This window comes from Vreelandella olivaria, assembly GCF_023507745.1.
Lineage (GTDB): Bacteria > Pseudomonadota > Gammaproteobacteria > Pseudomonadales > Halomonadaceae > Vreelandella > Vreelandella olivaria_A.
The window spans coordinates 199,448-221,037 of record NZ_JALPZO010000112.1 but is presented as its reverse complement, the minus strand read 5'-3'; the positions used below and the strand labels follow the sequence as shown (position 1 = coordinate 221,037).

Here is a 21,590-nt window from a genome sequence, read left to right as displayed (position 1 = left end):
AGCATGGCAGCGTTTTCGCCAACCCTCTGACAAACCAAGGTTTTTTCAACCTTATGCACCGCTGGCAACGCCATGCGTCCCCGGCAGCGGATGCGTACTTTACGGATTCGCTGCCGGCTTGGCAAGGTTTTTTTAAAATAAAAAAGCGGCAGGCACCATTCATAGAACAGACCTGCCGCAAACCACCGATCAGGACTCCTGACCAGAGAGTGCTCTGTTAAGGATGTAACGACATCAAGCTGTTGACATCGAGTGGTTTACATCCATCAAATTTCAAAACCCAAGCCGAAGTCTTCGCTAGAAATAGCCATAAGGCTTTCAGCCCCTGCACGCATCATTTGCGCATGCGCCTTGGTACGGGGTAACAAGCGCTGATAATAGAAGCGCGCAGTATTTAGCTTGGCCGCATAAAAGGCCTTGTCGTCACTGTCTAAAGAGGCTGAGGCCTGCCTGGCTGCACGAGCAAATAGATAAGCTAGCGTGACATAGCCGGAGTACATCAGGTAATCGACGCTGGCCGCCCCGACCTCCTCGCGCTCCTGCATGGCCTTCATACCCACGCCCATGGTCAGCTCGCCCCACTCAGCATTGAGCTTGCTCAATGGCTCAACAAACTCCTTAAGCGCTGGGTTATCTGCTTCCGACTTACAGAATTTATGAATCTCTTTGGTAAATACTTTAAGCGACTCTCCCTGGCTCATCAGCACTTTACGGCCCAACAGATCCAGTGCCTGAATACCAGTGGTGCCTTCATAAAGCCGGGTAATACGAGCATCCCGCACTAACTGCTCCATACCCCACTCTTTAATAAAGCCGTGGCCACCAAAAACCTGCACACCTTCGTTGGTGCACTCAAATCCAATCTCAGTAAGAAATGCTTTCACAATAGGTGTCAGCAGACCCAGCAGCGTTTCTGCACGCTCTTTCTCCTCACCCAGCTTGCCCTGCTCAACAACATCGAGCAGCTGAGCAGCGTACAGCACCAACATACGCCCCCCTTCCGCAAAGGCTTTTTGGGTTAGCAGCATTCGCCGCACGTCCGGGTGCACAATAATAGGGTCTGCTACCTTTTCGGGCGCTTTGGGACCAGAAAGCGCTCGCATCTGTAAACGGTCACGTGCATAGCTCAGTGAGTTTTGGAAACTGGCTTCCATTAACCCAAGCCCCTGGATACCCACCCCAAGGCGTGCTGCGTTCATCATCGTGAACATACAGGCTAAACCCTTATTGGGCGGCCCCACCAGGTAGCCAATAGCACCATCAAAGTTCATTACACAGGTGGCGTTACCGTGTATGCCCATCTTGTGCTCCAGAGAGCCACAACTGACGCCATTGCGCTCACCTGGATTACCCTGGGCATCAGGTAAGAATTTAGGCACTACAAACAGTGAAATACCTTTGGAACCCTCCGGCGCATCAGGCAGCTTGGCGAGCACAAGGTGGACGATGTTCTCAGCCAGATTATGGTCGCCAGCGGAGATAAAGATCTTGGTGCCGGTAATAGCGAATGCATCGCCCTCCCCAGGTTCGGCACGGGTTTTAATTAACCCAAGGTCGGTACCGCAGTGGGGCTCGGTTAAGCACATGGTGCCTGTCCATACACCCTCCACCAGCTTGGTAAGATAAGTCGCCTTTTGCTCATCGGTTCCATGGTGCCTGAGTGCATCCGCCGCACCGTGCGAAAGCCCAGGGTACATTCCCCATGCCAAGTTAGTGGCGCATATCATTTCTGAGAGCACCATGGCCAAGGAGTGAGGAAGTCCTTGACCTCCATGCTCCACATCGGCTGCCAGGCTTGGCCATCCGCCCTCAACGTACTGCTGATACGCCTCTTTAAATCCTTGAGGCGCTTTTACTTCCCCTCCCTCCAACCGACACCCTTCCTCATCACCACTTTGGTTAAGCGGCAGCAGGACATCGCGAGTAAAGCGTGCTCCCTCTTCCAAAATAGCGCTCACCACATCGGGGGAGGCGTCATCCCCATTGGGTAGCGCCGCATAGTGGCTGGGATAGTCAAACATTTCGTCCATTACGAAACGTAAGTCACGCAGGGGGGCCTGATAGCTGGGCATGTCACTTCTCCTAAACAGGGGGCCGAAAGCCGCTTTTAACATCAAACAACTTTCAAACACATGTTTGAAAACTAGCGCGCACACCTTGCCGAGTCAAGCGAGCGTTTGAATTAATCGGAACAATCACCTACTACTTTAGTAGTTTGAAAAATAAATATTTGATTAAAAATAGAAAAACCTGCCAGCAAATCGCCAGCAGGTTGTTTATATGTGCGCACAAAAGCCTGTTTATTACTGCATGCGTATACCACCATCCAAACGAATCACTTCTCCGTTAAGCATGGGGTTAATAATGATTTGCTCAGCCAGTTGGGCAAACTCATCAGGCTTACCTAACCGCTTAGGATAAGGCACAGCTGCTGCCAGTGCCTGAGCAGCCTCATCAGGAATCTCGCTCATCATGGGGGTTTCAAATACGCCAGGTGCAATTGCCATAACGCGGATAGCGTGGCGCGACAGCTCTCTTGCTGCGGGCAAACTCATACCGACAACACCTGCTTTAGAAGCACTGTAGGCACACTGACCAACCTGACCATCAAAGGCAGCAATGGATGCCGTATTAATAATCACGCCACGTTCACCACTGCTTTCCGGCGTGTTTTTGGCCATCGCCGCAGCGGCTAGACGCATCACGTTAAACGTACCGACCAAATTGATATTGATGGTTCGAGCATAGCTTTCAAGATCGGCTGGCCTTCCTTCACGATCAACCAGCTTTGCAACGCTCACCACACCCGCGCAATGAATGACACCTGAGAGGCCGCTGTCGCCTCCCATCTTCACCGCCACATCAATAGCCTGCTGCATCTGCTCTGAGGAGGTTATATCTGCCATGCACGCGTTTGCGCGCTCACCAAGCTGATCGGCTTGGGTATTCATACCGTCACTCAAATCGCAAAGCACCACACAGGCACCCGCCGCTATCAGGCGTTCTGCCGTTGCCGCCCCTAAGCCCGAAGCAGCTCCTGTAATCAAAAAAGTACGATCCTTTACCTGCATTGCAGTTTTCCTTTTGGTTACTTATCGGTGCGCACTTGCTCAGCGGCTTGGGCACGCAGTTTGAAGCGCTGAATTTTACCGCTGGGGGTTTTGGGTAATTCATCGACAAACTCTATCACCCGCGGAAACGCATGGGCCGATAGTCGCTCACGCACTTGTTGGCGTATTTCCTCGGCCAGAGCTTCGCTTGCCTGATACCCCTCGCGCAGCACAATAAAGGACTTAATGATTTCACCACGAATCTCGTCTGGCTGACCGACAGCCGCAGACTCCGCCACTGCTGGGTGCGTCATGACACTGTTTTCAACATCCGTAGGGCCAACCCGGTAGCCAGCGGTAGTGATGATGTCGTCATCGCGCCCGGCAAACCGGAACGAGCCGTCTTCATTACGAATGACTACGTCCCCCGTCAAATAGTAGCCTTTTACAAAAGGATCTTTTTCCTGCCAGGTATAGCCCTGAAAGAAATGCGCAGGTGAGTTCTTGATATCCACCGCCAGCACACCCGGCTCACCGGGTGGCAGTTCGTTATACTCGGCATCCAGTATCGCCAACCGATACCCCGGCATGGGTACGCCCATGGCTCCAATGTGCTTAGGGTGATCCAGAGAGTGGTGGTTATTACAGGTCATCCCCGTTTCGGTTTGCCCGTAGTGATCCATCACCGTACAACCCAGGGATTTCTCAACCCAGGTAACCACTTCCGTATTAAGCGGCTCCCCTGCGGAACTGGCGACACGCAGCGACAATGTTTGGTAAGCGTTATCAAACAATCCTGATGCTTTCATCAAGCGATAGGCAGTCGGCGCCGCGGCAAAATTGGTAATCCGATGGCGCTGCATAAACGCCAGCGCCTCTTCAGCACTAAAGCCCGTCTCACAAAAATGCGTTGTCACTCCCAGTAACAACGGCCCGGCAATGGCGTAATAAAGGCCATACGCCCACCCTGGGTCCGCCATATTCCAAAACCGGTCGTCTTCACGCAAATCGACCGCCAATTCCATGTAGAGTGCAAAAGCAACCATACCGGAAAGTGGTACCGCCACACCTTTTGGCTTGCCAACCGTGCCAGAGGTAAACATCTGCAAAAAAGGCTTTTCGGGTGCTAGTCGTGGTGGCGTTTCGCTCATTGACGTATACGTCAACGCAGATTGCCAGTGATAATCGTCAGGATGTTCACTGGTCGGTCCACCCACTGCCAAGACCGATGGGCACTGGCTCAACCCATCAAACTTATAGCGATTGGCATGGTCGGTAATCACCAGCCTGGTATCCGCCCGGCTTAAACGATAGTCCACCGCATCAGGCCCAAACGCGGTAAACAGTGGCTGGTAAACCGCGCCTATGCGCCAGGTGGCAAGCACCGCCACGAGTAGTGCCCCCGAGCGCGGCAGCATGCAGGCGATACGGTCCCCCTCACCTAACCCTTGTGCTTTGAACCACCCAGCCAAGTGGCTGCTTTGTTCATCTAACTCAGCATAGGTCAGGGTATGCGTTTGCCCTTGCGTATCTTCATGCACCAGCGCCAGTGTGTTGCCTTGCCCCTGGCGTACATGCCGCCCACAGCATGCCTCGTACGCATTGAGAAGGCCATCCTGATGGTCATCCAACCTGGCAATCATGGTGTCAACCGAAAAACTTTCTAGAAATGTCGAGTACTTGGGTAGTGAGGCTGAAGCTGCTGTCATGATGGCTCTCTTATGTTGTTAGTCGTGAGCAGATGAATGACGGAGGCTTTTAATTAACAGTTTTATTATTATCCGTTTACGTTAACGGAAGCCTACTGTTACAACCAACGCTAAAAGCATTTGCACATAAGCGCAAGTAGCCAGCCAAACAAAAGGGTTAGACGTTGGTCGATCAACGTATACGATTAACGAGCGGTAATCATCGCCACCAGTTCGTCGGCGAGATCATCGGGCGTACGCGGGCCGTTAGGGTCATACCAGCGCACCGTCCAGTTCAGTGCACCCAGGATAAAACGGGAGACGAGAAAGCAATCACCGCGAACCAGCCCGGCATTTAACGCATCATCAATCACATCTACCCAAAGCGCCTCGTAGGCATCTCGAAGGTGACTCAAGTGTGCACTGGCGGCAGGGTCCAGTCGGCGCCACTCAAATAGTGCAACCACATGGGCGTTGCGATCGGCAAACAATGTTTCCAGATGTGCCCGTGCCATGGCATGTAAGCGTGCTTCAGGGTTCGCATCGCACTCGCTTAGGGCTGCTCTGGCAATGTTCAATGCATTTTGAGTGCCCTCCTCAATGACCGCCGCCAGAATTTCCTGCTTATCCTTAAAGTGATGGAACAAGCTGCCGGACTTAATACCCATTTCCTGCGCCAACATACGCACCGTGGTGCGGTCAAAGCCTTCTTGAACGAATAGCTGAGCAGCTAAACGCGTCAACTCCTTGCGGCGAGGGGATGCATTCATTACATTCATGTCATTCACACTAGCGCTTGCTTGGTTATTTAGGAGAAGACCACAGCCCTGACAACGGGTCAACGCATCACTGATCACTCAGTAAGATAATCACAATAAATTCAGCAGGAGATGAACCATGAGCACCACCACCGACGTTGTATTTTTAGCCGCAGCCCGCACACCCATGGGCGGTATGATGGGCAGCCTGTCCAGCATGAGCGCCCCAGAGCTTGCAGCCGTGGCAATTCGCACCGCGATTGAACGTGCAGGTCTCGAACCCACCACGATTGAAGAAGGCATTATGGGCTGTGTGTTACCCGCCGGGGTTAAGCAAGGCCCTGCACGTCAGGCAATGCGCCAGGCAGGTATTCCCGATGCCAGTGGTGCCACCACCATTAACAAGCTGTGCGGCTCTGGCATGAAAGCTGCCATGCTCGCTCATGATTTGATTAAAGCAGGTACGGGCGAAATACTGCTCGCAGGCGGCATGGAATCCATGTCCAATGCGCCCCATGTATTGACCAAAGCACGCAGCGGCTACCGTTTGGGACACGGAGAGCTGAAAGACCACATGTTTCTGGATGGATTGGAGGACGCAGAAACCGGCAAGCTAATGGGTGTTTTCGCTCAGGAAGTGGCTTCTGAACGTGGCTATACTCGTGAACGACTGGATGATTTCGCTATTGCCTCGCTTGAGCGTGCCATGGCGGCTACCAATAGCGGCCACTTAAAGGCTGAAATGGCCCCTGTAACCGTTACCTCCCGTCATGGTGGCACCCTGGTAGAGCATGATGAGCAGCCTTTTCAGGCCAAGCTGGATAAAATCCGCCAACTCCGTCCCGCCTTTGCCAAAGACGGCACTATTACCGCTGCCAATGCCAGCTCCATTTCTGATGGCGCCTCTGCACTTATTCTGGCCAGCCATGAATCCGCCAAGCGTCACGGTGTAAAACCACTGGCAAAAATGCTCGGGCACACCACGCACTCGCGCCACCCGAGTGAATTCACCATCGCGCCGGTCGGTGCCATTGAAAAGCTGATGAAAAAGCTTGGGTGGGGCGTTAACGACGTTGATCTGTTCGAGATTAACGAAGCGTTTGCCGTGGTGACCTTAATGGCAATGGACGACCTGAGCCTGCCCCATGAGAAAGTCAATGTATTTGGGGGCGCCTGCGCCCAGGGCCACCCCATCGGCTCAACGGGTTCACGCATTATTGCCACACTGATTCATGCTTTACGCACTACAGGTGGCAAGCGCGGTATTGCCAGCCTTTGCATCGGTGGCGGTGAAGCCACCGCTGTCGCGGTTGAGCTAATCGATTAATACCAATGATGCGCCTGACAGCTGTGCCTAGCATCTCTGACATACGGCTCGTCAGGCGCTTTATATAAGGCATATGAAAGTAACTCAGCCGCCACCCCCACAAACACGCGCCAGCATTTTCCAGAACCGGCGGTTTAACGTATTCATAAAGGAAACCACATCATGGTAACCATCTACCACAACCCACGCTGCAGTGCTTCTCGCAATACACTGGCGATGATCACAGCATCAGGCGAAACCCCTGAGATTATCCACTACCTTGAAACACCTCTCAGCCGTGAGCGGCTGGTGACATTGATGAGTATGATGAAAATCTCACCGCGGGAACTGCTACGCAGTAAAGAGGCCATCTTTACTGAACTGAATCTTGGTGAGCCATCGCTACACGATGATCAATTGATTGATGCCATGGTGGCTCACCCAATTCTTATTAATCGCCCTATCGTCGTTACTCAAAAAGGTGCGCGACTGTGCCGTCCACCCGAGCAGGTATTGGGTCTGCTAAGGCAACCCGTCTCACACTTTACTAAAGAGGATGGCAAAATCGTTTACTATTCAGCGCGTCAGGCGTAGTAACAGGAAAGCAAGCATGAATAAACGATAACGCTAAAGCCAAGAATAGCATCCAACCAGTTGTTAACTATCTTGCCCAGGCAGAGCCAATGCCATCACTGAGCTTACTGCAACTAACCCAGCAGCCACCCATAGGCAGGTGCTTAACCCATACGCCATATATAGCCAGCCAGACAGTATCGTGCCCACTAAACGGCCCATGGCGTTAGCCATATAGTAAAAGCCGACATCCATCGAAACACCATCCGCCCGTGCATAGTGAACAATCAAGTAGCTATGCCAGCTGGAGTTCACCGCAAACAGTACGCCAAAAACAAACAGCCCAACCACCAGCCAGCCCACCTGAGCCAGCGGCAACACGGCCAGTAAAATAGCCACCATAGCCAGGGCCGCTGCCCAACCTGCCGTCAACGTGCGGACATCACCTTTCACTAAAGCAGTCAGTTTAGGCGCCTGGGTTTGTACACCGCCATAGCCAATAATCCAGGCGGCTAGTAGCCCACCTACTGTCCAGTGACTCCAACCATGCTGGTCGTAGAGAAATACCGGCAACGCCACCACAAACCACACGTCTCGAGAGGCAAACAGGCAAAACCGCGCGGCAGACAGCACGTTAATAGCGTGAGATTTAGAGAAAATCTCCGAGAACTTTGGTTTCACTTTTTGCTTGCCAAGATCGGCTTTTAAGCGCCATAGCGACAATAGAAGTACCGCACAGAGCATGACCGCCATGGCTATCACCGCTCCTCGAAAGCCTATCAGCGTCAGCAGTACCCCGCCTACGAAGAACCCAAGCCCTTTCAGAGCGTTTTTAGAGCCCGTCAGCATTGCCACCCAGCGATAAAGCGCGCTGTTGACATCTACACTATCAGTGGGCACCAGCACTTTTACCGCGCTTTTCGCGCTCATCTTATTGAGGTCTTTTGCAATCCCTGACAGCGCCTGGGCAGCCATGACCCAGACTACGGTTAGCATTCCCGCAGGCACCATCAGCATTGCCAACGCAATGATCTGCAGCCCCAGCCCTACGTTCATGGTACGGTTGAGTCCTAAACGGGCTCCGAGCCAACCGCCAACCAGGTTCGTCACCACACCAAACACTTCATAGAATAGAAACAGCATGGCGATCGCGAGGGGCGAGTAGCCCAACTGGTGGAAATACATCACCACCAGCATGCGGAGTGCGCCATCGGTAATCGTGAATGCCCAATAGTTACCAGTAATCAGCATATACTGGCGTACTTCGAACGGCAGCGCCTTGACTCTCCCCAACACTACGTTACCCACCTAGCACCTGCTTACCCCCTACCATAAGGGCCAGCTCGGCAGTGCGGTTGGCATAGCCCCATTCGTTGTCATACCAGGCGTAGAGCTTCAACTGGGTACCATTGACCACCATGGTAGAGAGCGCATCAATAACCGCGCTGCGTGGATCGCTACGGTAATCAATCGACACCAGCGGGCGCTCCTCATACCCTAAAATTCCCTTAAGCGGGCCATTGGCAGCGGCTTTCAGCGTCTCATTGACTTCCTCCGGCGTTACTTCACGCTCAAGCTCAAGCACTATATCGGTGAGTGATGCATTAGCTAACGGTACGCGAATCGCATGGCCGTTGAGCTTGCCTTCCAGCTCCGGAAAAATTGCCGTAATCGCCTTTGCCGACCCCGTCGTGGTGGGAATCAGGCTCATACCACAAGCACGGGCACGGCGCAGGTCTTTATGGGGAGCATCCAGAATGGTTTGGGTGTTGGTGATATCGTGTACCGTGGTCATTGAACCATGGCGGATGCCAAAGTGCTCCAAAATTACTTTGACCACTGGCGCCAAGCAATTAGTGGTACAGCTGGCCGCCGTTACAATATGGTGTCTAGTGGGATCATAAAGGTGGTGATTAACCCCTACGACCACATTTAAAACGCCCTCTTCTTTCACCGGGGCACTCACCACCACGCGACTCACGCCTTGGTCGAGATAGGCCTGAAGCCTGGTGGAGCTTTTCATCTTGCCGGAGCACTCGATCACCACATCGCAGCTGGACCAGTCGCTATCAGCAATCACTTCATTTTTGCTGAAGGGCACTTTATGGCCATCAATCATCAGGGCATCCTGATGGGGCGCTATCCCCTGCCCCGGCGACCACTGTCCATGTACTGAGTCGAACATTAACAGGTGGGCAAAGGTAGCCGTATCGCCACCCGGGTCGTTGATCCTGGCCAGTGCCACCTTTCCACTCGCTATCTGCTCCCACAAGGAACGCAGCACCAGCCTGCCAATACGCCCGAATCCGTTGATACCAATACGTAGTGCCATAAGATCACTCCCTGCCATTATCAATCCAAAACATATGGAAATTCATATATAAATAGCCAAAAAAATACAGCCAGAGATGTCGAAGGCCTGCTAATACCTTCGACATTCACTACCTGCCACATCATTCTGAACGATCTATCCGAAACGTCCGGTAATGTAATCGTGGGTACGCTGGTCCTTGGGATTGGTAAAGATTTGATCGGTACTGTCAACCTCGACCAGATCACCCAGATGGAAGAATGCGGTGCGATCAGCAACCCGAGCCGCCTGCTGCATATTGTGAGTCACCATCACAATGGTATAGCTTTCACTCAGTTCATCTATGAGCTGTTCTACTTTTGCCGTTGCAATGGGGTCGAGTGCCGAACATGGCTCGTCCATTAGAATCACATCCGGGCTCACTGCAACCGTTCTGGCAATACAAAGACGCTGCTGCTGTCCACCCGACAAACCTGTGCCGGGCTGATCCAGGCGATCTTTCACCTCATCCCATAACCCTGCTCGACGCAGACTGCTCTCAACGATATCGTCCAGCTCAGCCTTGCGCCTGGCCAGCCCATGCAAACGGGGTCCGTAGGCAATGTTTTCATAAATCGACTTGGGAAACGGGTTAGGTTTTTGAAAGACGATACCCACCTGCGCGCGTAATAGCACTACATCACGGTCGGGTGCATAGATATCGTTTTTATCCAGCGTGATCTTACCTTCGACCCGGCAAATATCGATGGTGTCATTCATACGGTTCAAACAGCGTAGAAACGTCGACTTTCCGCAGCCAGAGGGGCCAATAAAGGCCAGCACCTCATTTTCGTAAATATCCAGATGGATACCGTTAATCGCCTGAGCGTTGCCATAAAACACTTTGACGTCTTCGGCACTCATTTTCACTTTATCTTTGGCTTTGCTGGTGCGGCTCTCTCCGCTTCCAACACTTACCAGCGGTGATGCTGTCATAGGCTCTGCTGAAGTATTCACTTACCACCTCGTCTCGAATTTTTTACGCAACCAGATCGCCAATGCATTTAGGCTCAGCATCAGTCCCAGCAACACAATGATGGCTGCCGACGTGCGTGCTTCGAAAAAATTGCGTAACTCATTACCCTGCCAGAGGTAGATCTGTACAGGTAGAGCTGTCGATTGCTCCAATGGGGTTCCAGGCACATTCGCCACAAAGGCATTCATTCCAATGAGCAGCAGCGGCGCCGTTTCGCCCAACGCCTGGGCGACACCCAAAATTGACCCAGTCAGAATTCCAGGCAATGCCAGCGGCAACACATGATGGAAAACTGTCTGCACCCGCGATGCACCAATGCCTAAGGCAGCCTGACGTATGGAGGGAGGAATGGAGCGTAGCGAAGCGCGCGTTGCAATAATAATGGTCGGCAGCGTCATCAATGTAAGTACCAAGCCACCTACCAGCGGTGCTGAAAGCGGCAATCCCAAATAACCGATAAAAATCGATGCACCCAGCAAGCCGAACACGATCGACGGTACCGCGGCCAAATTGTTAATGTTGATCTCAATCAGATCTGTCAGGCGATTTTTAGGGGCAAATTCCTCAAGATAAATAGCACTGGCAACGCCCAATGGCACAGAGAGCATAATCACCACCATCATCATGAACAACGAACCCATAAAGGCCCCGGCCAGACCCGCTGAGGCGGGCGAGCTACGAGAATCGGTATTCAAGAACAGTGCTGTGCTAAATGCATTTTTGATGATGCCGTCATCATAAAGCTGGTCGGCCCAGGCACGTGTCTGCGCACTTAATTGCTGGCGTGAATCATCCAGGTTCCGATCAATATTACCCTTGATCCATACATCTACATTAGCGCTGGCGAGCATTTTGAGCTCCACCGTTTGGCCAAGCAGTGAAGGGTCTTCCACAAAGCGGTTACGAAGGGCAAAGCGTTCGCTTGAAGAGACCAAGGCTCTCAGATCGCGCAATTGGCGCGATTCAACCTCGTCGCCAATGGCATCTTCAAGCGCACTATCAATCAAGGCCTGCCAATTCACCAAGCCTGCCTGAGACTGCCATGCAGCATAACGCTCCTCAAACGCCGACTGGCTCTCGCCACTTACCTTCTGAGGTTTCTCTTCCAGCTGAATGACGTCCGGGTCAAAATAGACGTCTACAAATATAGTGGCTTGCCAAAAGGCAGGGACCCCTCTTATCAAAATACTGACAAACAAAATAGCCACGAGCGTCATTCCTGTGACAACCGCCGCCAAGCCAGTACGGCGAAAACGCTTTTCTTGGCGATGCCGTTTTGCCAGCGATTTTTCGATTGTCATCAGGCGATGCTGACGGCGCTGCTCAATCGTTATGGACATAGTCGCTTACTCGTATTGCTGGCGGTATTTACGCACCACAATCAGTGCGATGACATTTAAACCGAGGGTAATCACAAATAACGTCAAACCGAGTGCGAACGCCACCAACGACTGAGGGCTTGCAAAGTCCATATCACCCGTCAACTGATTGACGATAGTCACCGTAATGGTGGAAACAGCCTCGAAAGGGTTACCGTGTAACACAGGGTTGTTGCCCGCAGCCAATACCACAATCATCGTTTCCCCAATGGCACGGCTGGCGGCGAGCAAAAAGGCCCCGACAATACCCGGCAATGCTGCGGGTAACACCACCTGACGAATGGTTTCCGATTTGGTCGCGCCCAGGCCCAACGCCCCATCCCGGAGCGACTTGGGTACTTGGGTAATGATGTCGTCAGAAAGCGAGGATACAAACGGGATGATCATTATCCCCATCACCAATCCCGCTGTTAAGGCGCTGGTGGTGCGGATATTAATACCGATCATATCCCCTAGGTTCGACAGAAACGGACCAATGACAATAAGTGCAAAAAAGCCGTAAACAATGGTCGGGATACCTGCCAAAACCTCAATAATCGGTTTTGCCACATTGCGCAGCCATGGAGGTGCATACTCAGCCATATAAATAGCGGTCATCAAACCCACCGGAATGGCCACCAGTAACGCAATGATGCTCACCATCATGGTGCCCCACAGTAGTGGAAGCAGCCCGAACTCTCCCTGGGCATCGGCACCGGAGGTGCTAAAACGGGGATTCCAGGTGGTGCCCAGAAAAAACTCTGCCGGGCTGATAAAACTAAAAAATTTCAGCGCCTCACCCAGCATGGAAAGCACAATGCCAACCGTTGTAAAAACTGCAACGGCTGAGCTTGCCGCTAATGCCCAGGTAATCACGCGCTCTACGTGGTTCCGTGCACGCCATTGAGGGGAGATATGGCGCCGTGCATAAACCAGCCCTCCCACTGCCATCACGGCCATCACAGCCACCAGGCTATAGAGCTCAAATGTCTGAAGGCGAGCCATATGGTTTGCCGCCAGCAGCTCTTCTGGTGTGGCTCCTCCAGCGACATTGCGCCCCTCCGCGACGGCAGATATGCGGCGTAACATCGTTGTCAGCTCTCGATCACTCATACTAGCCACAAGTTCGGTGGGCAGTTGTTGAGTGACCAGCATCTCAATAAGCTGAGGCGCCAAGAAAGACCACAATAAAAATAGCCCAAACGCTGGCAACCCACACCAAAGCGCAACCAGTGCACCATAGTAGCCGGGCCGCGAGTGCATTCTGACATCTTGCTCTGCCGCAACCGCACGGCTACGTGTAAGGCCCAGATGGTACGCCATGGCCATTATCAGCAGCAGTGTGGCGATCAAGGCAAGGTTGCTCATATTTCTCCGCCTTCGATTTCCTACGTTTAAACGCCAGCATCAAACAATTGATGCTGGCGCAATAGCTGTAACTACTCTGGCTGTCAGCAGCCGTACACCTACTCTGGGTTTACCACCGTACGAGCCTGAAATTGCTCAAGAGCTGACGCACGCTCCTCATCATCCATCGGAATCAGGCCCGCATCTTCAAGCGGACTGCCGTAGCCGGAAACCATCTCGTTCAGGAAGAACTCAGTGTATTCCGCCAGGCCAGGAATTACATCCAGGTGCTCACCTTTCACGTAGAAGAACAGCGGACGGGAGACGGGATATTCACCGGAACCAATGGTTTCAAGGCTAGGCGTTACACCATCAACGGTTGCGACCTGTAGGCGGTCACGGTTTTGGTCATAGAAACTCAAACCAAATACACCAACGGCATCAGCCTGGGCATCCAGACGAGCCAGTGTTTCAGTGTAATCGCCAGCAATTTCTACGATACGGCCATCGCCACGCAGGTTATTACAGGCATCGCCTTCAATCTCGGCAATGCTTTCACAGCCGGGATGAATGACTTTTTCTTCAAACACTTCTCGGGTGCCGTGGTTAGAAGCCGGGATAACCAACACAATCTCCTGATCCGGCAGACTGCTGTCAACTTCGTTCCAGCGGGTATAGGGGTTGTCGATCAGTTGACCATCCTGAGATATCTGGGCAGCCGCTGCCTTGAAGACATGTTCAGGCATCAGGGCAAACTCTTCACGGTCGATGCGCGACGCAAACACAATGCCGTCGTAACCAAACATGACTTCCAGAATGTCGTTAACACCATTCTCATTACAATTAGCCACTTCGCCACTGCGGATAGCGCGGGAAGCATTGGCAATATCAATGGTGTTTTCACCAACACCTTGACAGAACTGACGCAAACCACCACCCGAGCCACCAGAACCGACCACAGGCGTATTGAACTGGGAGTAGGTATTACCGAATTCTTCAGCGACGATACTGGCAAACGGAAGCACGGTAGAAGAACCAGCCATCTGGATGGTTTCGCGAGCCATGGCAGCCGTGGAGACACCTGCTGACAGGGCAGCCACTACAGCGACACCTAATGCTTTTTTGGTTACATTCATCGTCATATTCCCCTCTGGTATGAAGTCCGGTCAGCATCGGCTTTCCGGAAGAGTCGGCCTGATGACCTTTTACAACGAGGAGTCTGCACATGAACGATTGCAGAAATATGACAGCGTGAAATTTTTGCCTATATAAGCGATACAGCGTTAAATCAGCAGCCCCAACGCTGCCAGGGTGCAGAGGGCTAACGAAGCGCCTTGCAGCAACCGTCTATCCAAACGATGCGCTATCGCATCCGCTAAAGCATTACCGATTAACACCGCAGGAAGGAAGGTTAAGGCAAGCTTGAAATGCCATAGGCTGATTTGTCCCGCAAACGCCAGGGTAATGAGGGTGAGCGTAGAGGTAAGAATAAAGAAGGCAGCCAGGTTACCTCGCACACGGTCAGGTGGCAGGCCATGCATCAAGAGAACGATGGGTGGACCACCAATGGCCGCAACAGTGCCAAAAATCCCAGAGAGCACCCCGGCAATAAACAATGAAACGCGGTTAACCGGTAACCGAAAGCGGCACAGGGTTACCAGTACAGCAAATAGCACAATAGCGGCAATCAGCTTTTCAAGCACTACCATCGGTGCGGCCAATAGTAACCAAATACCCAATGCATTGCCGGGTAATCGACCGATTAACGCCACTCCGATAGCATCTAACCGAACGTCATGCCAATAGTGGCGCACCATCATCAGCGACACGGTTAGCCCAAACAGCACCAGCACAACAGGTACCAGCCGTGGCTCCAACATCAATAGCAGTGGTGCCCCCACCACTGCGAGACCAAACCCCGTTGCACGCTGCACAAATGCACCCAGTAGCAACACTGCTGAACAAGCCAGCCAAATGTTCAGGGGCATATCAATCCACTGCTGCAGGCTACTCATCTGCACTATCCATCAATAACTATCCATCAACAGTGGGTGCCTGCGTCAACTTTCTAACACCGATATTGCCCAGCAACGCCGCTGCAAGCATCGTTAAGACCATCGGCCACAGATTCTCCACTTGAAACACGCCTACCAGTACGCCTGCCAGCGCGCCACAGCTAAACTGAATTCCACCTAATAACGCTGTGGCCGTGGCACTAATATGGCCAAAGTGGTCCAACAGCGATGAAATCGCATTAGGCGTAATTAAACCAATCATACCGGTGAACAACATCACCAGTGGCACCACTACATAAAGTGAGGCGAGATTGAGCGCCGCAGCTATCACAAGCCCCAGCGCTGCAATAAACTGCACTGCCAGTCCCAATCTTAAGTTTTGTTGGGGCGTGCGCTTACGCAACAGGTGGATATTGACGCGGTTAGACAACGCAATCATTACCACATTAACGCCAAATACCAGCGGGTAAACGCCTGGCGATAAGGAGAAGTAATCTAAATAAAGGAACGGTGATGCCGTCACAAAGGCAAACAACCCAGCAAACGAGGCAGCCACGGCGCAGATGTACCCCATTCCCTCCCGATGACGCAATACACTTGCATAATTGCGCACAACTTGCCGAGGAGACGAAGCAGGCAAACGGGTATCCCGGGTTTCAGGTAACCGGGTACCCAACAGCCAAAGTAAAAAGCCCGCATAAACCGCCAGGAAAACAAAAATTAACCACCATCCCGCTATGTGTAACAACACACTTCCCACGGCCGGCGCCACCAGCGGTGCCAGCATCATAATCATGGCCATGGTAGACATCACCTTGGCTGCTTCACGCCCACTGAAGCAGTCTCGTACAATCGCTGCTGAATTGACCACACATGCCCCGCCCCCCAGCGCCTGGACAAATCGCCATACCAGCAGAGAGGTTAAACTATCGGCGGTGGTGATCATCAGGCTTGCCAGCATAAAGACCACCAAGCCACTTAGCAGGACAGGCTTACGGCCAAAGTGGTCCGACACCGGCCCAAAACAGAGCTGCCCCAGCGCAAAACCAAACAGGAACATGCTAATAGACAGTTCAGTATGGTGAATACTGGCATTAATACTGTCCGCCATGATGCCTATCGCAGGTAGATAGGCATCAATTGCAAACGGTGCAAGCGCTGTATTGGCTGCCACCAAAAGCGCTACCCGACGAGGATTCAGGTCCATAGGGATCCTTGGTGTCTCTAAACGCGAATACGGAGAAAAGATAGGCCGCTAATCATACACTCAACGTGAACGGCGCGCACCGGGCACCAGTGCCGACAAACGATATTCAACGAGAGCCAGCCTTGCTAGAGTAGTGTTAACACAATGCAAGGAGCTCAGCATGGCTACCAGCCTACTAACCCAATTAAAAGAAATGACCACCGTGGTTGCCGACACAGGCGACCTTGAGGCTATCCGCCGCTTCCAGCCACAGGATGCTACCACTAACCCATCACTGATCCTGCAAGCAGCACAGCAGCAAGAACGCCGCGAGCGTTTAGCCAGCATTGCAAAAGAGAGCACCGACATTGATGAAGCGGTTGACCGTGTGGCGGTGGATATTGGCAGCGAAATCAGCGAACTTGTACCTGGTTACGTCTCTACTGAGGTTAGTGCGCGATTATCGTTTGATCGTGATGCCACCATTGCCAAAGCACACTCCCTGATTGATCGCTATGCCAAACACGGGGTAGGTGTTGATCGCATCCTGATAAAAATGGCTTCGACCTGGGAAGGTATCCAAGCTGCCCAACAACTTGAGCGGGACGGTATTCGTACCAATCTGACATTGCTGTTCGGCTTCGCCCAGGCACAAGCCTGCGCCGATGCAGGTGCAACGCTGATCTCCCCCTTCGTAGGGCGCATTCTGGATTGGCATAAGGCAAAAGATCCCAACGCTGATTTTAGTGGCGCCAATGACCCTGGCGTTCAATCCGTTAAGCGTATTTACGACTACTACAAAGACCACGGCTACCCCACTATTGTGATGGGCGCCAGCTTCCGTAACGTAGGTGAAATTCAAGCCTTGGCGGGCTGTGACAGACTGACAATCTCCCCCGCACTGCTAACCGAGTTGAATGAGCAACAGGGAGAACTACCCCGTCAGCTTACCCCCATGCAAGCCAGCAGTTTACCCAGCGAGCCTTTGGCACAGGCAGATTTCCGCTGGGAGATGAACGAGGATGAGATGGCCAGCGATAAACTGTCAGAAGGCATTAGAAAATTTATGGCAGACCAGCGCAAACTTGAAGAGCTGCTAGGTGCCTTGCGACAAGGCTAAAGGGTAGCACTGCCCCCTGCATTGCAACCATATGCAGGATAGCAATTTTACAGAGTTGCGTAGGGGGCCAGGTTTAGGGTGCAGGTCAGTGGTGAGTCGCCGCATTTTGCGCTTCAAGCATTTCAACCAATGGCTGAAACTGCTCACGGTTATGCTCATTCATATGCATCAGAATACGGTGTGCCTCCAGTATTCTGTCCCGCAGCCCCTCTTCATCTGCGGGTTCCTCAGGCAGCTCTTCAAGCGCATCGTTGAGAGACGCATCTTGCTGCAAAGGCGCTTCCATCAATGTAAAAAACCGTGCAAAGCCCATCACATCAAGCATTTTCCGGACGTCTGGGTTGTCGGCAATGATCGTTGGCGGCTGCTCCAAGCGCCCTTTTACCGCCATCGCAACCTTGGCAAGAAAACCCAACGCAGTGGAGTCCACGTTAGTGGCCTCACGGAGATCAATCATCACCGCCTGCAAACCCGGGGTTTCAGCCAGGCGCTGCGCTTGGGTATCAAGAGTAGTGCATAGCGTTAGACGCACATCGCCACACAGCTTTAGAACAAAAACACCAGAGTCGAACGCCGCCTTAATACGGCCTTCTTCAATCAGCATGACCAAATCCGCTCACCATCATGATTGTCAGGTCATCGGGTAAAGCATCGCGGTCCTGGTTTGCCTCACTCTCTACGCTCCCTTCCATCAGAAGCGCATTCGTTAGGGCTAGCCGGTCGCGCAACTGCTCAAGCGTGACACTCTCGCTTACTAATTGCTCAAGTTCCGTGAGCCGCGTGTCGAGCGTTTTACCCGGCAAGCATTCCAGTACACCATCTGAGCATAGCCATAAACGAAACTCCGATGGTAGAACACAGCTAAGCGAAGGATACTCCACATCAGGGAAAAGGCCTACTGGCATTCCCTCTCCTGCCAAACGCACCAGCGAATCCTTCGTGGCGAGTAGCGGCATGGGCAGCTGCGCACCGAGCGAATAGTGCAGAGTCTTTGCCTCATGGTCAATAACACCAACAAATAAGGTGGCATGTTTACCGATATCGGTATCTTGCAGTTCGCGGTTCAAAGCGGCCAGCCAATTAGGTGCCAAGCGCTCAGGCTCACGGCCATCCCACTCGCTAAGCCACCGATTACATAGATATTTCAGTAACACGGTTACGAAAGCCGAAGAGGCTCCATGGCCTGATACATCGGCAAAATAGAAGGTGCTGTAACGTTCGTTGTAACGTTGATAATCGAGAAAATCTCCCGATAAATAAAGCGACGGGGCAAACCAATAGTCGTAATAAACACCATTGATCACCTTGGGATGCACCGGTAACAGGCGGCGCTGAATATGGCCGCCGCTCTGTTGATCCATGCGCAGCAGGGCAAGATGGGTTTCCAGGCTTTCGTTTAATTCTGCTAAACGCTCACGGTCTCTATCCCGTTCCTGAGCAACCAGGTGCAGCTCTATGGCTTTGCGAATCATTCGACGCAATAGTTCAGCATGGCGAAGCGGGTGCACAATATAATCCACCAGCCCCACATCAATCGCTTTGATAAGATCAGCATCCTGGCGGGAGTCACTCACCACCAGCGTTGGTAAGCGGTGAGCCAACTGAGACCACTGCTGACGCGGCACCGTGCGGGCATGGGCCACTATCAGCGCGGTATTATCAGGCAGATGCTCAATATTTTCTGCCGCAAATACCCCCATGCCATCACAGGTAATCGCTTCTGCAAGCGCGTTACGTTCCGCTCCAGGTTCATCGATTACCGCGATCAACTGCTTGGAATGATCCATGTTAAGCCTCAATCGGCGAAATCGTCGTCACCAAAATCGGTATCGTCGAATTCAAAATCGTCCATGGCAAAAGGGTCATCCCCTAACTCACCATCATTAATCTCGAACTGACGGCGCTGCAAAAAGGCATCACGTATAAACCGGTATCGATCACCACGGATTAGCTCTTCCTGGTCAAGATAACCTGCGCGTATATCGACAATATCCAATGCCGCCAACCCCACACGTGCCACATCATCCTCCAGGTAATAGATAGGGTGAGCCGCTATATCGAACGGTAACCCCGAAGCATCACGCAACGTACTTGGCCCCATAAATGGAAGCACCAAATAACGTGAGTCATCCCACCCCCAGACGGCCAGGGTCTGACCAAAATCTTCATCATCCGCGGTAATTTCCATCAAGGTAGCGTAATCCAATAAACCGCCAACCCCTACCGTTGAGTTAATCAAGAAACGTGATGTGGCAAGTCCCGCGTTAGCAGGCTTACCTTGCAGCAAGCTATTAATTGCCGTACGTAATTCACCCAGGTTGGAAAAGAAATTGCCAATGCCTATTTGAACAGGCTCTGGAGTCACATGGCGATAACCTGTGGCCACTGGTTTCAACGCGTAGCGATCAACCACATCGTTAAAGGCAAACACGCGACGGTTAAACCCTTCCCATGGATCCTCTGGATGGGCTTCTTCGGCCATTTGTGAACCAGTACTAGCGCACCCCCCCATGCCTAGCGTGGCTAGCAGCAATATAGGCAGCACCCCTTTACGCATACCACAGGCAGGCGCTTGCTTCGCTAACAACCTCAGCATGACTTTTCCTCTTTCAACTTGTTTTACGCTCTCACGCATTCTGTACCAACCTAGCACCTATCACTGACAACGGATGACCACACTGCCAGCACTGTAACCTGCTCCAAACGAACAGATAACACCGATATCACCTTCTTCAAGTTTTTCACGGTGAAGATGAAAAGCAATGATAGACCCTGCCGAACTTGTATTCGCGTAGCGATCAAGAATAATCGGCGCCTGTTCTTCACTGGGTTGGCTACCCAACACCTTACGGGCAATCAGGTCGTTCATATGCCGGTTGGCCTGATGAAGCCACATCCGCTTTAAGTCGCTACCCGACAGTTCCAGCGATGCCAGATGCTCAGAAATCAACTGAGCCACCATGGGGCACACTTCTTTAAAGACGCGGCGACCTTCCTGAACAAATAGTTTATCGACGGCAAGGGGATCGCTATCCGTAATTCTATTTAAAAAGCCAGCATTATTACGGATGGCATTAGAAAATTTAGTGGCCAAGCGAGTACCGAGAATCTCGTATTGCTGCACAGCGACAGCACAAGCGCTATTTTCCAGCACTAGCGCAGTACAAGCATCGCCGAAAATAAAGTGGCTGTCACGATCTGTAAAGTTTAAGTGTGCCGAACAAATTTCAGGGTTGACGACCAAAGCCCGCTTTACACTTCCGGAGGCGATAGCATTCGCCGCCGTTTCGAGCGCAAAGGTGGCAGAACTACAGGCAACATTCATATCAAAACCATAACCGCTTGTACCAAGCGCCTGCTGCACCTCCACCGCGACTGCCGGATAAGCACGCTCCAAGTTTGAGCAGGCAACGATCACCAACTCAATATCGGCTGGATCGACATTTGCCATTGCCAGCGCTTCCCGGGCCGCTGCAGTCGCCATCTCACACTGAATTGAGGGTTCATCATTACCGCGTTGGGGAAGTTTAGGCCGCATACGCTCAGGGTCAAGAATTCCAGAGGCATCGAGCACATAACGGCTTTTGATCCCAGACGCTTTCTCAATGAACTCACTGCTGGAGTGAGCTAATGGCAGCCGTTCGCCCCGGGCGATGGCATCTGCACTGCGCAAATTCTGATTATCTACCCAAGTATTAAATGCGGCGACCAAAGCCTCATTATCGATGGCGTGTTCCGGCGTATAGAGTCCTGTACCGGTTATCACCACATGTGTCATGCCTATCTCCTTTTAGCGACCTGCTGCTGATCTTCGGCACTCGATCATTAGTAAAATAGCGTGTGGGCCTAACGCTCACTGATAA

Annotated in this window: 20 protein-coding genes; 4 read left to right on the top strand and 16 right to left on the bottom strand. The window is 52.3% G+C overall.

Annotated elements, in window-relative coordinates; translation table 11 throughout:
• Positions 1 to 221: hypothetical protein (locus tag HP566_RS10655; RefSeq protein ID WP_249977233.1), on the top strand; the 221-nt coding region annotated here is incomplete at its 5' end.
• A 45-nt stretch (positions 222 to 266) separates the two neighbouring features.
• Here the strand turns inward: HP566_RS10655 and HP566_RS10650 are convergent.
• From HP566_RS10650 to HP566_RS10635, 4 genes are all read right to left on the bottom strand, one after another.
• Positions 267 to 2,072 carry an acyl-CoA dehydrogenase C-terminal domain-containing protein gene (locus tag HP566_RS10650; protein WP_249977232.1) on the bottom strand — a complete coding sequence of 602 codons (1,806 nt, stop codon included), beginning with the start codon at positions 2,070 to 2,072 and terminating at the stop codon, positions 267 to 269.
• A 231-nt stretch (positions 2,073 to 2,303) separates the two neighbouring features.
• Positions 2,304 to 3,071, bottom strand: coding sequence for an SDR family NAD(P)-dependent oxidoreductase (locus tag HP566_RS10645; RefSeq protein WP_249977231.1), 768 nt, complete (start codon positions 3,069 to 3,071; stop codon positions 2,304 to 2,306).
• A gap of 17 nt (positions 3,072 to 3,088) precedes the next feature.
• Positions 3,089 to 4,759 (bottom strand): AMP-binding protein, encoded by a 1,671-nt coding sequence (locus tag HP566_RS10640; protein ID WP_249977230.1) that lies wholly within the window; start codon positions 4,757 to 4,759, stop codon positions 3,089 to 3,091.
• A 185-nt stretch (positions 4,760 to 4,944) separates the two neighbouring features.
• Complete coding sequence (locus HP566_RS10635) at positions 4,945 to 5,508, bottom strand: TetR/AcrR family transcriptional regulator (protein ID WP_249977242.1); 564 nt, start codon at positions 5,506 to 5,508, stop codon at positions 4,945 to 4,947.
• 127 nt (positions 5,509 to 5,635) lie between these two features.
• On the opposite strand from HP566_RS10635, the gene HP566_RS10630 reads away from it, so the two are divergent.
• Positions 5,636 to 6,823, top strand: a complete 1,188-nt coding sequence (locus tag HP566_RS10630; RefSeq protein WP_249977229.1) for an acetyl-CoA C-acyltransferase — start codon at positions 5,636 to 5,638, stop codon at positions 6,821 to 6,823.
• A gap of 162 nt (positions 6,824 to 6,985) precedes the next feature.
• Positions 6,986 to 7,396 (top strand): arsenate reductase (glutaredoxin), encoded by a 411-nt coding sequence (gene arsC, locus HP566_RS10625; protein ID WP_249977228.1) that lies wholly within the window; start codon positions 6,986 to 6,988, stop codon positions 7,394 to 7,396.
• A gap of 63 nt (positions 7,397 to 7,459) precedes the next feature.
• On the opposite strand, the gene arsJ is transcribed toward arsC, so the two are convergent.
• The 8 genes from arsJ to HP566_RS10585 form a co-directional block, all read right to left on the bottom strand.
• Positions 7,460 to 8,626 (bottom strand): organoarsenical effux MFS transporter ArsJ, encoded by a 1,167-nt coding sequence (arsJ, locus tag HP566_RS10620; RefSeq protein ID WP_249977241.1) that lies wholly within the window; start codon positions 8,624 to 8,626, stop codon positions 7,460 to 7,462.
• A gap of 49 nt (positions 8,627 to 8,675) precedes the next feature.
• A complete protein-coding gene (locus HP566_RS10615) occupies positions 8,676 to 9,707 on the bottom strand; it encodes an ArsJ-associated glyceraldehyde-3-phosphate dehydrogenase (RefSeq protein ID WP_249977227.1) in 1,032 nt (343 codons plus the stop codon).
• 135 nt (positions 9,708 to 9,842) lie between these two features.
• Positions 9,843 to 10,661 carry a phosphate ABC transporter ATP-binding protein PstB gene (gene pstB, locus HP566_RS10610; RefSeq protein ID WP_425348182.1) on the bottom strand — a complete coding sequence of 273 codons (819 nt, stop codon included), beginning with the start codon at positions 10,659 to 10,661 and terminating at the stop codon, positions 9,843 to 9,845.
• Between the two features lie 21 nt (positions 10,662 to 10,682).
• On the bottom strand, positions 10,683 to 12,041 hold the full coding sequence (pstA, locus tag HP566_RS10605) for a phosphate ABC transporter permease PstA (protein WP_249977226.1): 1,359 nt from the start codon (positions 12,039 to 12,041) through the stop codon (positions 10,683 to 10,685).
• Between the two features lie 6 nt (positions 12,042 to 12,047).
• Positions 12,048 to 13,427 carry a phosphate ABC transporter permease subunit PstC gene (gene pstC, locus HP566_RS10600; protein WP_249977225.1) on the bottom strand — a complete coding sequence of 460 codons (1,380 nt, stop codon included), beginning with the start codon at positions 13,425 to 13,427 and terminating at the stop codon, positions 12,048 to 12,050.
• A gap of 98 nt (positions 13,428 to 13,525) precedes the next feature.
• Positions 13,526 to 14,542, bottom strand: a complete 1,017-nt coding sequence (locus tag HP566_RS10595) for a substrate-binding domain-containing protein (protein WP_249977224.1) — start codon at positions 14,540 to 14,542, stop codon at positions 13,526 to 13,528.
• Positions 14,543 to 14,689: 147 nt separating this feature from the next.
• The gene (locus HP566_RS10590; RefSeq protein ID WP_249977223.1) at positions 14,690 to 15,421 is read right to left on the bottom strand and encodes a sulfite exporter TauE/SafE family protein; all 732 of its coding nucleotides are present in this window, start codon (positions 15,419 to 15,421) and stop codon (positions 14,690 to 14,692) included.
• A 19-nt stretch (positions 15,422 to 15,440) separates the two neighbouring features.
• Positions 15,441 to 16,628, bottom strand: coding sequence for a multidrug effflux MFS transporter (locus HP566_RS10585; RefSeq protein ID WP_249977222.1), 1,188 nt, complete (start codon positions 16,626 to 16,628; stop codon positions 15,441 to 15,443).
• Positions 16,629 to 16,788: 160 nt separating this feature from the next.
• Here HP566_RS10585 and tal point away from each other — a divergent pair, with 160 nt between their 5' ends.
• Complete coding sequence (gene tal, locus HP566_RS10580; RefSeq protein ID WP_249977221.1) at positions 16,789 to 17,727, top strand: transaldolase; 939 nt, start codon at positions 16,789 to 16,791, stop codon at positions 17,725 to 17,727.
• 85 nt (positions 17,728 to 17,812) lie between these two features.
• Here the strand turns inward: tal and HP566_RS10575 are convergent, their stop codons facing one another.
• Genes HP566_RS10575 through HP566_RS10560 form a run of 4 tightly spaced genes read right to left on the bottom strand, consistent with a single transcriptional unit; the run spans position 17,813 to position 21,505 of the window.
• The gene (locus tag HP566_RS10575) at positions 17,813 to 18,331 is read right to left on the bottom strand and encodes an STAS domain-containing protein (RefSeq protein ID WP_249977220.1); all 519 of its coding nucleotides are present in this window, start codon (positions 18,329 to 18,331) and stop codon (positions 17,813 to 17,815) included.
• Positions 18,321 to 19,514, bottom strand: coding sequence for a PP2C family protein-serine/threonine phosphatase (locus tag HP566_RS10570; RefSeq protein WP_249977219.1), 1,194 nt, complete (start codon positions 19,512 to 19,514; stop codon positions 18,321 to 18,323). Before HP566_RS10570 ends, HP566_RS10575 begins: the two co-directional genes overlap by 11 nt.
• Before the next feature lie 8 nt (positions 19,515 to 19,522).
• Positions 19,523 to 20,323, bottom strand: a complete 801-nt coding sequence (locus HP566_RS10565; protein ID WP_249977218.1) for an MlaA family lipoprotein — start codon at positions 20,321 to 20,323, stop codon at positions 19,523 to 19,525.
• Between the two features lie 60 nt (positions 20,324 to 20,383).
• Entirely contained in the window at positions 20,384 to 21,505 is a 1,122-nt protein-coding gene (locus tag HP566_RS10560; protein ID WP_249977217.1) for a beta-ketoacyl-ACP synthase III, read from the bottom strand.
• Between the last annotated feature and the right edge of the window lie 85 nt (positions 21,506 to 21,590).

Bases quoted from the DNA above. Each gene is read 5' to 3' on its own strand.
- HP566_RS10650 (WP_249977232.1), bottom strand. From the start codon at position 2,072: ATGCCCAGCTATCAGGCCCCCCTGCGTGACTTACGTTTCGTAATGGAC.
- HP566_RS10645 (WP_249977231.1), bottom strand. From the start codon at position 3,071: ATGCAGGTAAAGGATCGTACTTTTTTGATTACAGGAGCTGCTTCGGGC.
- HP566_RS10640 (WP_249977230.1), bottom strand. From the start codon at position 4,759: ATGACAGCAGCTTCAGCCTCACTACCCAAGTACTCGACATTTCTAGAA.
- HP566_RS10635 (WP_249977242.1), bottom strand. From the start codon at position 5,508: ATGAATGCATCCCCTCGCCGCAAGGAGTTGACGCGTTTAGCTGCTCAG.
- HP566_RS10630 (WP_249977229.1), top strand. From the start codon at position 5,636: ATGAGCACCACCACCGACGTTGTATTTTTAGCCGCAGCCCGCACACCC.
- arsC (WP_249977228.1), top strand. From the start codon at position 6,986: ATGGTAACCATCTACCACAACCCACGCTGCAGTGCTTCTCGCAATACA.
- arsJ (WP_249977241.1), bottom strand. From the start codon at position 8,626: ATGCTGATTACTGGTAACTATTGGGCATTCACGATTACCGATGGCGCA.
- HP566_RS10615 (WP_249977227.1), bottom strand. From the start codon at position 9,707: ATGGCACTACGTATTGGTATCAACGGATTCGGGCGTATTGGCAGGCTG.
- pstB (WP_425348182.1), bottom strand. From the start codon at position 10,661: ATGACAGCATCACCGCTGGTAAGTGTTGGAAGCGGAGAGAGCCGCACC.
- pstA (WP_249977226.1), bottom strand. From the start codon at position 12,041: ATGTCCATAACGATTGAGCAGCGCCGTCAGCATCGCCTGATGACAATC.
- pstC (WP_249977225.1), bottom strand. From the start codon at position 13,427: ATGAGCAACCTTGCCTTGATCGCCACACTGCTGCTGATAATGGCCATG.
- HP566_RS10595 (WP_249977224.1), bottom strand. From the start codon at position 14,542: ATGAATGTAACCAAAAAAGCATTAGGTGTCGCTGTAGTGGCTGCCCTG.
- HP566_RS10590 (WP_249977223.1), bottom strand. From the start codon at position 15,421: ATGAGTAGCCTGCAGCAGTGGATTGATATGCCCCTGAACATTTGGCTG.
- HP566_RS10585 (WP_249977222.1), bottom strand. From the start codon at position 16,628: ATGGACCTGAATCCTCGTCGGGTAGCGCTTTTGGTGGCAGCCAATACA.
- tal (WP_249977221.1), top strand. From the start codon at position 16,789: ATGGCTACCAGCCTACTAACCCAATTAAAAGAAATGACCACCGTGGTT.
- HP566_RS10575 (WP_249977220.1), bottom strand. From the start codon at position 18,331: ATGCTGATTGAAGAAGGCCGTATTAAGGCGGCGTTCGACTCTGGTGTT.
- HP566_RS10570 (WP_249977219.1), bottom strand. From the start codon at position 19,514: ATGGATCATTCCAAGCAGTTGATCGCGGTAATCGATGAACCTGGAGCG.
- HP566_RS10565 (WP_249977218.1), bottom strand. From the start codon at position 20,323: ATGCTGAGGTTGTTAGCGAAGCAAGCGCCTGCCTGTGGTATGCGTAAA.
- HP566_RS10560 (WP_249977217.1), bottom strand. From the start codon at position 21,505: ATGACACATGTGGTGATAACCGGTACAGGACTCTATACGCCGGAACAC.